General features: G+C 44.6%; 11 protein-coding genes. 10 read left to right on the top strand and 1 reads right to left on the bottom strand.

The window, feature by feature from the left end; all coding sequences use genetic code 11:
• The first annotated feature begins 200 nt into the window (after positions 1 to 200).
• From AC1DSE_RS23575 to AC1DSE_RS23545, 7 genes are all read left to right on the top strand, one after another.
• Positions 201 to 692 (top strand): Lrp/AsnC family transcriptional regulator, encoded by a 492-nt coding sequence (locus AC1DSE_RS23575; RefSeq protein ID WP_076267879.1) that lies wholly within the window; start codon positions 201 to 203, stop codon positions 690 to 692.
• A gap of 16 nt (positions 693 to 708) precedes the next feature.
• Positions 709 to 1,929: an aminotransferase class I/II-fold pyridoxal phosphate-dependent enzyme gene (locus AC1DSE_RS23570; protein WP_076267878.1), complete on the top strand. Its 1,221-nt coding sequence runs from the start codon at positions 709 to 711 to the stop codon at positions 1,927 to 1,929.
• A 93-nt stretch (positions 1,930 to 2,022) separates the two neighbouring features.
• On the top strand, positions 2,023 to 2,595 hold the full coding sequence (locus AC1DSE_RS23565) for a cob(I)yrinic acid a,c-diamide adenosyltransferase (protein ID WP_441908963.1): 573 nt from the start codon (positions 2,023 to 2,025) through the stop codon (positions 2,593 to 2,595).
• Complete coding sequence (locus tag AC1DSE_RS23560; protein WP_477509344.1) at positions 2,592 to 3,551, top strand: RluA family pseudouridine synthase; 960 nt, start codon at positions 2,592 to 2,594, stop codon at positions 3,549 to 3,551. Before AC1DSE_RS23565 ends, AC1DSE_RS23560 begins: the two co-directional genes overlap by 4 nt.
• Positions 3,552 to 3,589: 38 nt before the next feature.
• Entirely contained in the window at positions 3,590 to 3,970 is a 381-nt protein-coding gene (locus AC1DSE_RS23555; protein ID WP_076267876.1) for an arsenate reductase family protein, read from the top strand.
• An 8-nt stretch (positions 3,971 to 3,978) separates the two neighbouring features.
• The gene (locus AC1DSE_RS23550) at positions 3,979 to 5,184 is read left to right on the top strand and encodes an aminotransferase class I/II-fold pyridoxal phosphate-dependent enzyme (RefSeq protein ID WP_477528277.1); all 1,206 of its coding nucleotides are present in this window, start codon (positions 3,979 to 3,981) and stop codon (positions 5,182 to 5,184) included.
• Positions 5,185 to 5,227: 43 nt separating this feature from the next.
• Positions 5,228 to 6,094 (top strand): 5'-3' exonuclease, encoded by an 867-nt coding sequence (locus AC1DSE_RS23545; protein WP_430057621.1) that lies wholly within the window; start codon positions 5,228 to 5,230, stop codon positions 6,092 to 6,094.
• A gap of 243 nt (positions 6,095 to 6,337) precedes the next feature.
• Here AC1DSE_RS23545 and AC1DSE_RS23540 read toward each other — a convergent pair whose 3' ends face one another.
• On the bottom strand, positions 6,338 to 7,237 hold the full coding sequence (locus AC1DSE_RS23540; protein WP_477528276.1) for a phosphotransferase enzyme family protein: 900 nt from the start codon (positions 7,235 to 7,237) through the stop codon (positions 6,338 to 6,340).
• A gap of 192 nt (positions 7,238 to 7,429) precedes the next feature.
• Between AC1DSE_RS23540 and AC1DSE_RS23535 the strand changes: the two genes are divergently transcribed.
• The 3 genes from AC1DSE_RS23535 to AC1DSE_RS23525 all read left to right on the top strand — a co-directional run bounded on the left by AC1DSE_RS23535 (position 7,430) and on the right by AC1DSE_RS23525 (position 9,339).
• Positions 7,430 to 7,840: a helix-turn-helix domain-containing protein gene (locus AC1DSE_RS23535; protein WP_076267870.1), complete on the top strand. Its 411-nt coding sequence runs from the start codon at positions 7,430 to 7,432 to the stop codon at positions 7,838 to 7,840.
• A 100-nt stretch (positions 7,841 to 7,940) separates the two neighbouring features.
• Positions 7,941 to 8,693: a YveK family protein gene (locus AC1DSE_RS23530; protein ID WP_477528275.1), complete on the top strand. Its 753-nt coding sequence runs from the start codon at positions 7,941 to 7,943 to the stop codon at positions 8,691 to 8,693.
• Complete coding sequence (locus tag AC1DSE_RS23525) at positions 8,683 to 9,339, top strand: CpsD/CapB family tyrosine-protein kinase (RefSeq protein ID WP_477509340.1); 657 nt, start codon at positions 8,683 to 8,685, stop codon at positions 9,337 to 9,339. Before AC1DSE_RS23530 ends, AC1DSE_RS23525 begins: the two co-directional genes overlap by 11 nt.
• Positions 9,340 to 9,344: the final 5 nt, after the last annotated feature.

Here is a 9,344-nt window from a genome sequence, read left to right as displayed (position 1 = left end):
AAAGACCCCTTTGGGGTCTTTCCTTTTTATAAGGAATAGCAAGCAGAAGCAGCTTTTACATATCATGCTAATATTTCTCCGCGAGAAGTGCTGAAGCCGCCAAAATAAAGGCTTCAGCCTTTTATGCTTTGATTGCGCGAGAAACAAAAACGTTGTAAAATATTCTTTATAATTGCAGTTGTACTGGAAGGAGTTATACAATGACCGAATTACAGTTGAAAGTGCTTGAACTGCTTCAGGAGGATGCGCGCAGAGATGCAGATTTGATCGCAACCATGTTAGCCGTAACAACCGAGGAAGTAAAGCAAGCCATCGCCGAGCTAGAGAAAGACCATATTATCGTGAAGTATGCGACAGTCGTAAACTGGAGCAAGATTGACGACCAGAAGGTAACTGCACTTATTGAGGTACAAATTACACCAGAACGCGGTCGCGGTTTCGAAGGAATCGCTGAGCGCATTTATTTATATCCAGAAGTAAAATCCGTCTACCTGATGTCGGGAGCATACGATTTGCTCGTTGAGGTTGAAGGAAAAACGTTGAAAGAGGTCGCCTCTTTTGTATCGAATAAACTATCGCCTATTGACGCAGTATTATCGACAAAAACATTTTTTATTTTGAAAAAATACAAACAAGACGGCATTATCTTCGAGGAGCATGAAGGTGATCATCGGTTGATGGTTTCGCCGTGAAAAAAGGGTGATGGCAATGATTAAAGATGAAGAGAAACAACCCTCCACACCTTTGCAGCGTCAATCGATGGCTGATTATTTGTCACCGCTCGTTCGGGGCATCAAACCGTCGGGAATCCGTCGGTTTTTTGATTTGGTCAGTACGCGCAAGGATGTTATTACATTAGGAGTAGGGGAACCCGACTTTGTGACGCCATGGCATGTTCGGGAAGCTGCTGTATATGCGCTTGAAATGGGGAAAACGCAATACACGTCAAATGCGGGAATGCCAGAGCTGCGGGAAGCAATCGGGCAGTACTTAAACGATCAATTTGCCGTGCCTTACAACCCTGCGGACGAAATATTAGTAACCGTTGGCGGCAGTGAAGCCATCGATCTTGCACTTCGTGCGTTTATTGCGCCTGGCGATGAAATTTTGATTCCTGAGCCATGTTATATTTCCTATTCACCAATAACCGCGCTTACCGGAGGAAAACCTGTCGGTATTGAAACGTTTGCCAAGGATGAATTTAAGCTGAAGGCTGAGTCGCTTCAAGCCGTTATAACGCCAAAATCAAAAGTACTTATTTTATGTTATCCAAGCAACCCTACTGGCGGCACTATGACCTATGAGGACTGGCTGCCTATTGCAAAGCTAGTGGAAGAGAATGATCTTATTGTTATTTCCGATGAGATTTATGCGGAGCTTACTTATGGCTCGAAGCATGTAAGCTTTGCTGCAATGCCAGGGATGAAGGATCGTACCATTCTTGTGAGCGGCTTCTCGAAAGCTTTCGCGATGACAGGCTGGCGGATGGGTTATGCTTGCGGCCATCCTGATCTTATTGCAGCTATGTTAAAAATTCATCAGTATACAGTGATGTGCGCGCCGATTATGGCACAGTATGCAGCACTTGAAGCACTTCAACATGGCTTAGAAGAGAAGGACCGCATGGTGGAGGCTTATAATCAGCGCCGGCGTCTTGTCGTAAAAGGATTCAGGGAAATCGGACTCGATTGCCATGAGCCGCAGGGTGCATTTTATGCATTCCCATCGATCGTATCGACTGGCTTATCAAGTGAGGAGTTTGCGCAGCGTCTGCTCGACGAAGCGAATGTTGCAGCTGTTCCGGGAGATGTATTCGGTCTCGGAGGCGAAGGCCATCTTCGCTGCTCCTATGCAACTTCTGTCACGAATCTGACTGAAGCGCTTGATCGAATAGGCGGCTTTGTACATCGCTTGAAGCAAGAAGGCTAATTTAGCGCCTTTAATAAACAGCAGGTCAGGAGCTTATCCGACCTGCTGTTTGCATGAATAGAGAGTAATGGATGAAAAAAGGAGGCAAGGCCGATGAAACTATACACAAGAACGGGCGATAGCGGTCAGACATCTTTAATTGGCGGCCGCGTGCGCAAGGATGATGTTCGTGTTGAGGCATATGGTACCATTGACGAATTGAATTGTTTTGTAGGGCAGGCAGCGGCGGAAGCTGCCAAACACGAAGAGCTGGCAGAAATGGCAGCTTGGCTCGTTGATATTCAGCAGGAATTGTTTGACTGCGGCTCAGATCTTGCTTACGCCGTTGAAGGCGCGCCTCTAAAAATATCAGCAGAGCCGTCTAAACGTCTGGAAGAATGGATTGACCAATATACAGCAGAGGCGCCGGAAATCACGAGGTTTATTTTGCCGGGAGGAAGCTCTGTTTCTGCAGTTCTGCATGTATGCCGAACGGTATGCCGTCGGGCAGAGCGCCGCGTTGTAACGCTTGCAGCGGAGCATCCGATTAATGCCGATGTACAAACGTATTTGAATCGATTGTCCGATTTTTTCTTCGCCGCTGCTAGAGTTGCAAATGCGAAGCTTGGCGTATCAGATACGGAATATGTACGCAGCGCAGAAGTATTTCGGAAGCCTAAAAAATGATGGATAGACTTGAATTATTATATTATCGGCCGTTGGTGGCTGCGGTTAGTGAGGCAGAGCATGGAATGACCGTCCGGCGGGTGCTGGAGCGTCAACTGGGCGTATCACGCAAGCTGCTCTCGCAAGTAAAGCAAACGGAGCATGGACTGACTGTTAACGAGATTCGTGCCTATACAACAGCTCCCGTTGCAGCGGGCGATATCATTCGCGTACGCATGGAGAGGGAAATTTCCGGAGATATTTTGCCGCAACCTATTCCGGTACAGATCGTATTCGAGGATGAGGATCTGCTTATCGTAAATAAACCAGCCGGTATGATCGTCCATCCGACCCATGGACATTACACGGGGACGCTTGCTAATGGTATCGTCTACCATTGGCAAGAGGCGGGAGAGAAGGTGCGTTTCCGTCCCGTCCACCGCCTTGATGAAGAAACATCCGGACTTGTTGCTATTGCAAAAACCTCATATGTACATCAACAGCTTTCGGAGCAAATGCAGGCAAACGGTATTTTAAAGCTGTACCGTGCTTATGTTTATGGCTGCCCTGAGCCAGCTGCGGGAGTGGTTGATGCGCCGATTGACCGTGACCCAGACCAGCCGCATGTTCGCATCGTCACGCCAGAGGGTTATCCGTCTATTACGCACTATGAGACGATTGCACATTATGAATCTACTTCGGACAAGCCTGCCGCAGCGGCAGTGCGCTTAAAGCTCGAAACGGGACGGACGCATCAAATTCGCGTTCATATGAAGCATATCGGCTGCCCGCTTATCGGAGATAAAATGTATGGTACTCAGCAAGGTGTGGAGGAAGAGTGGGAGGACGCAGTCGGTCGTCAAGCACTCCATGCCGAGATACTGGGCTTTACCCATCCAATTACAAAAAAATGGATGGGATGGCGTGCGGATTTGCCGCCTGAGCTTGAACGATTAGAACGGAGTCTATCAAAATAAATGGGACTAGTCAGCCCAATGCTGGAGGAAACAAGAGGATGACGAAACAAAAGGAACTAACTATCATTCAATATCCAAAATGCGGTACATGCCGCTCAGCGCTTAAATCGCTGCAAAATAAGGGCAACGATGTCGTATCCAGAAATATTGTTGAGCAAACACCTACAGCTGCGGAACTGAAGGAGATTGTCAAAAACAGCGGTCTGGAGCTGAAAAAGTTTTTTAACACATCTGGAGATGTGTACAGGGAGCTTGGTTTGAAGGACAAGCTGGCTGACATGTCTGAAGATGAGAAATATGACTTGCTTGCTTCGAACGGCATGCTGATTAAACGGCCTATCGTGACGGATGGCAAGACGGTTACTGTTGGATATAAGGAAGAACAATACGAACAAGTTTGGAACAATGGAAAAGGGTGAATGGACGTATGTCACAAACCAAATGGCGTTCCAATAGGCTGTCGCAGCTAGGATCATCCATATTTGCAGAAGTTGCAGCGTGGAAGCGGTCAGCTGTGGAAAGCGGTCTTGATATTATTGATCTTGGCATCGGAAATCCGGATCAGCCGCCTTCGCCCGCCGTTAGACAGGCGCTTAGTGAAGCGGCATTGCGCAGTGATATGTACTCGTATCCAGCAATTAAAAGCGGCTTGCCATTTCGAGAGCATGCAGCGAAATGGATGAAGCATCGATTTAACGTGGAGCTGGATGCTGGAGACGAGATCGTAACACTGCTTGGCTCACAAGACGGTCTTGCCCATCTTGCCATGGCGCTTTGTGATCCTGGCGATATCGTTTTGCTGCCTAATCCGGGGTATCCGATTTATGCTGCATCATTAGCGCTCGCGGGAGTCGAATCTGTATTGATGCCGCTGCGCGAGGAGAATGGCTTTATGCCTGATCTGGAGGCAATACCGGATTCGGAATGGGACCAGGCAACGTTTATTTTGCTCAATTACCCGAACAACCCGATTTCTGCTATAGCGGACATCTCCTTTTTTGAGCGATTGATTGATAAAGCAAAGCGTCATAACGTATTGGTCGTTCATGATCTTGCATACTCCGAAATGGGATTTGAAGGCTGTGAGCCGCCTAGCATTCTTGAGGTACCAGGTGCAATCGACCATGCGGTTGAATTCCATTCTTTGTCCAAAAGCTTCAACATGGCTGGCTGCAGAATTGGTTTTTTGGCTGGAAATAGAGCAGCAGTCGCCGCTCTCCGCGAGCTGAAAGCGAATATTGACTACGGCGTGTTTGATCCTATTCAAGAGGCAGGAATTGTTGCACTTCAGGAAGCGATAGCAAATGTAGAGAAGCCAAAGGCAGGAAAGCTTTATGAGCAGCGGCGTAATACATTCCTTGAAGCGCTTCGAGCAGAAGGATGGGATATTGYGGCACCTCGGGCAACAATGTTCGTTTGGGCGCAGCTTCCTCCTATGCAGTGGTCGCTTAGCRAGCCGTGGACGTCCAGGCGAATTTCCCAGGAAATGCTTCGTCAAACAGGCGTTGTCGTTGTGCCTGGGGAAGCTTTTGGCTCCGAGGGTGAAGGTTATGTAAGAATAGCGCTGGTAGAAAGCGAAGAACGGTTGAAGGAAGCTGCGGGGCGGATTGGAAAATTTATTCGTGGGCAATAAATATTAATAATGGTTTTATATGTTTGAGAGGGGTTTTATAACGATGAGTGAACAACGTTTACTTTTGGTTGATGGGATGGCAATCTTATTTCGGGCTTATTTCGCTACTTCATTCGGAGGAAGCGTTCGTAAAACAAGTGCAGGCGTACCTGTTAATGCAGTACATGGTTTTGTTCGGTATTTCATGGATGCAATCAATACGTTTAATCCAACACATGTCGTATGCTGCTGGGATATGGGAAGCACGACATTTCGTACGGAGCAGTATGATGGTTACAAATCCAATCGTCCGTCTGCGCCAGAGGATCTAATTCCTCAGTTTGATCTTGTGAAAGAAGTTGTTGCCAGCTTCGGTGTACCGAATATTGGGATCGCAGGATATGAGGCGGATGACTGCATTGGAACACTTGCTGCTGCACTTAAGGATCAAGCGCAAATTTTTGTTGTGACGGGTGACCATGATATGCTTCAGCTGGTGGACGACCGGGTATCGGTTGCGATCATGAAGAAGGGCATCGGGAACTACATGGTGTATACGCCGGAAACGCTAATGGAAGAACGCCAACTTACGCCTATTCAAATTATCGACATCAAAGGGTTAATGGGAGATACAGCGGACAATTACCCTGGCGTGAAAGGTATCGGAGAAAAAACAGCTCATAAACTTATTCAAGAGCATGGTTCTATCGAGGGTTTGCTCGCTAATTTGGAGGCGGTATCCAAAACTATCCGAGTGAAAATTGAAGCAGATCTTGATATGCTGCATCTATCCCGTGATTTAGCGACAATTCGCTGTGATGTGCCAGTATCGGCAGAGCTTGATGGCTGCTGCTGGGCGTATGAACGCGAAACCGTATTGCTCAAATTTGAAGAGCTGGAATTTAAAAGCTTGATTTCGCTTATTGGATAAATGAAAAGGATCTCCTCTTACGGTTATATACCGTAGTGAGGAGATCTTTTTTTATTGACGTTCATAAAAATGGGTAATTATAGTTGGATGAACGAGGAAGGAATAAATAGTACATGAAATAAAAAAGTTTGTGCATGTACAGTAGGAAGTGCGAGTCAAGAAGGGCAGCAAAAAAGGTTGAACATGGCTTCGTCTTGTTCAGCCTTGTTTTACGTGTTTTGTGAAGGCTTGTGCAACTAAATTTTATATCTTTTTTGAAAAATCGTATAAATCTAGCTCTTTCAAGTAAGGGTTGTTAGTGATTAAGCTTATTATTGTATCACGGGTATTTGTCCCCTTTGGCACTTTTTTATGCCTACTGTACAATATCCATCTGAGGCATGCGATCGCTTCAAAAAGCTGAACGTCATTTTGTGAAATTGGATTTGTTTTTAGATAAGCAGTACGAAATGCAGAAGCATTCTGTTCAGACACATAAATGCTCTTTAAAACGAACGACCATGCAAAATCATACCTTATGTCACCTAACTGACCATTGGTCCAATCAATGACGGTATACTTTCCATTATTTTCGAGTATATTTGCTAAATGAAAATCACCGTGTATCAATTGTTCTTGATTCATCTCTGTCATACTCAAAAAATGTGTTAATGCGAGCAATAAATCGGGATGTTCTTTTATGGCAGAATAAAAGTAGTCGATGAAGTCATACTTTGGAAGCTGTACATGTAAGAGCTCTTCCACTGGAGTTTGATGGATACTTGCTAGTAGGAGCGCAAGATCGGACATTTTCTTTTTATTTACTTTCTTAACGGCTGCTCCGTCAAACGATGTGAACAATACCTTTTCGCCATTAGCGTTCATCCCCCAGCCAATAGGCTTCGACACGGATAATCCACGGTCAAAGAGTGCATTCAATAAATGAAACTGGAAACTAACATCAGGTCTGGAGTCCTTGTTCCATATTTTTAATACATAGCTTGTTTGCTCCAAAGTGACCTTTACCACCTCAGCTTCAAAACCTTGATCCATTGTAGAAATGGCTAAGTTATCTTCTTGTTGCAATAGATGATCGATAAGGTCATTTTTCGCTATCCAGTCTATCGATTTAAGCGAATATATCATAAATAATCTCCCTTTCAATAAATATTTACAACTTCTGCTTTTGCAAAAATTGTACATCTTTGCTGCTTCTTTGCATATAAAAAAATGGAATGCTATTGACCTGTTCTTATTAAAGAACTAAAATATACATATTGTCTGTTATAAAGTGTTAGTTTGTGTTGTTTTTGTTCAGCTTTACGTTTAGATCTAATCTGGCCGAAGGAGAATATTATGATAGGGGAACGGATTAAAAGTCTACGGGAAAAAAAGGGCTACTCGATCACGAAGCTTGCTGACCTAGCGGGCGTATCCAAGTCCTACTTGAGCTACATTGAACGCAATATGCAGAATAACCCATCTCTTCAGGTAATGGCAAAAATAGCAGCTCCACTAGACTCTAACATTGAATATTTACTCGGAGAAGAGCATTTACCAAAGATTCATATGGATGAAACGTTGGATGAGGAATGGCGAGTCATTATTAAAAATGCGGTTGATGAAGGTATGAGCAAGGGTGATTTCCAAGCACTAAAAGACTTGATCCGTTCAAATATGTGGAAGGAAAGCAGAACGGAGACGAATGTCTACTCTGCTGACAAAAAGAAATCATCAAATATTATTATTCTTCATATCGATAACTGACATGGAATAAAAAGTCGGGAAAGTGTATTGACATGTTCTATATAAAGAACTAATATTGTGTTATTGTTCTTTATAACAAACATAGTAAGCAGGTGTGCAAATGGAAGGTAAACGGCTGGAGGATTCACAAGCATTGCATCATGATCAAGACAGAGTGAAGATTAAAGAAATAAATCTCAAAGCATTATTTCTCACGGTAAAAAAACGTCTGTGGATAGTCATGGTCATTACTATTCTCTTTACAGTCGCTGCAGGCTTCTTTAATTCAAAGCCTGAAACGCCAATGTATGTATCAAACACGCGGATGATCGTGGCTGCTTCCTCGGATATGATGGGCACAGTGAGGGTATTGTTCAGAGAGCCAATCGTTTTGGATCAGGTAATTGAAAAGCTCGGTCTTAATCTTTCGGCAGCAGCATTACGAAGCCAAATTAGAGTAGACAGTGTAGATGCCTCGCTTGTTACCGTAGTTTCTGTTATGAATACCGATCCAAGGCTTGCAGCTGAGATCGCAAATACAGCAGTGGAAACCTACAGGCAAGTAGCATCGGAAGTGCTTGGAATTACGAGCATCAGATTGTTGACGAAGGCAGAAGAAAATCCTTTCCCAATTAATGAAAAAAGCAATCGTATCGTGTACATTGCCTTCTTGCTGGGCATGATTTTGAGCGTAGGGTTAGTATTCCTGCTAGATTCACTCGATGATTCTATCAAATCAGAACGAGAAGTGGAAGAGCTGCTCGGCCTAACGATGCTTGGTCAAGTTAATAAAATTAAACGAAAAGATTATGCTAGCAGTCGTTTGAAAAAACAAAAAAGCATTTCTGTAAGAGGTGAGACGATTGGTTCGTGAACGGCAAAAGGTGTCAAAGTCTTATGTAAACAAAAGCTTACTCGCTTATATTAATCCGCATGGCATCGTTTCGGAGCAATATCGAACCATTCGAAACAATATTCATTATGCAGCGAGCGGCGGCAAGGTGCGTTCTTTACTGGTTACTTCGCCCTCAGAGGGTGAAGGGAAATCGACAGCGGCAGTCAACTTAGCAGTCTGTATGGCACAACGTGGCGATAGAGTGCTGATCATCGACGCAAATTTTCGCAATCCAATCATAAACAAAATCTTTAATGTGCAAACCTCGCCAGGCTTGTCGAATGTTTTAGGGCAGCAGCTCGAAATTCGTGAAGCGATTTATAATACGGAGGTCGAAGGACTCGATATTTTGCCAAGCGGGCAGCGCCTCTATAATTCGACAGAACTGCTCGATTCACAGCTCATGGTAGATGTAATGGCATTTGCAGATGAGCATTATGACATGGTCCTGCTGGATTGCCCGCCGGTTCTTGGCGTTCCGGATACGAATGCGCTGGTAAGTAAATGTGACGGCGTACTCTTGCTTTTAAAACATGGGAAAACACAGCAGGAGCTTGCACTGGAAGCGAAACGTGCATTGTTGTTTGCAAAAGCTAATATATTGGGTGTCATACTAAATAAGTAGAGCGT

Source organism: Paenibacillus sp. 01L418, assembly GCF_056400045.1.
The sequence above is the reverse complement of the archived record's forward strand: the minus strand, read 5'-3'. Positions and strand labels throughout refer to the sequence as shown.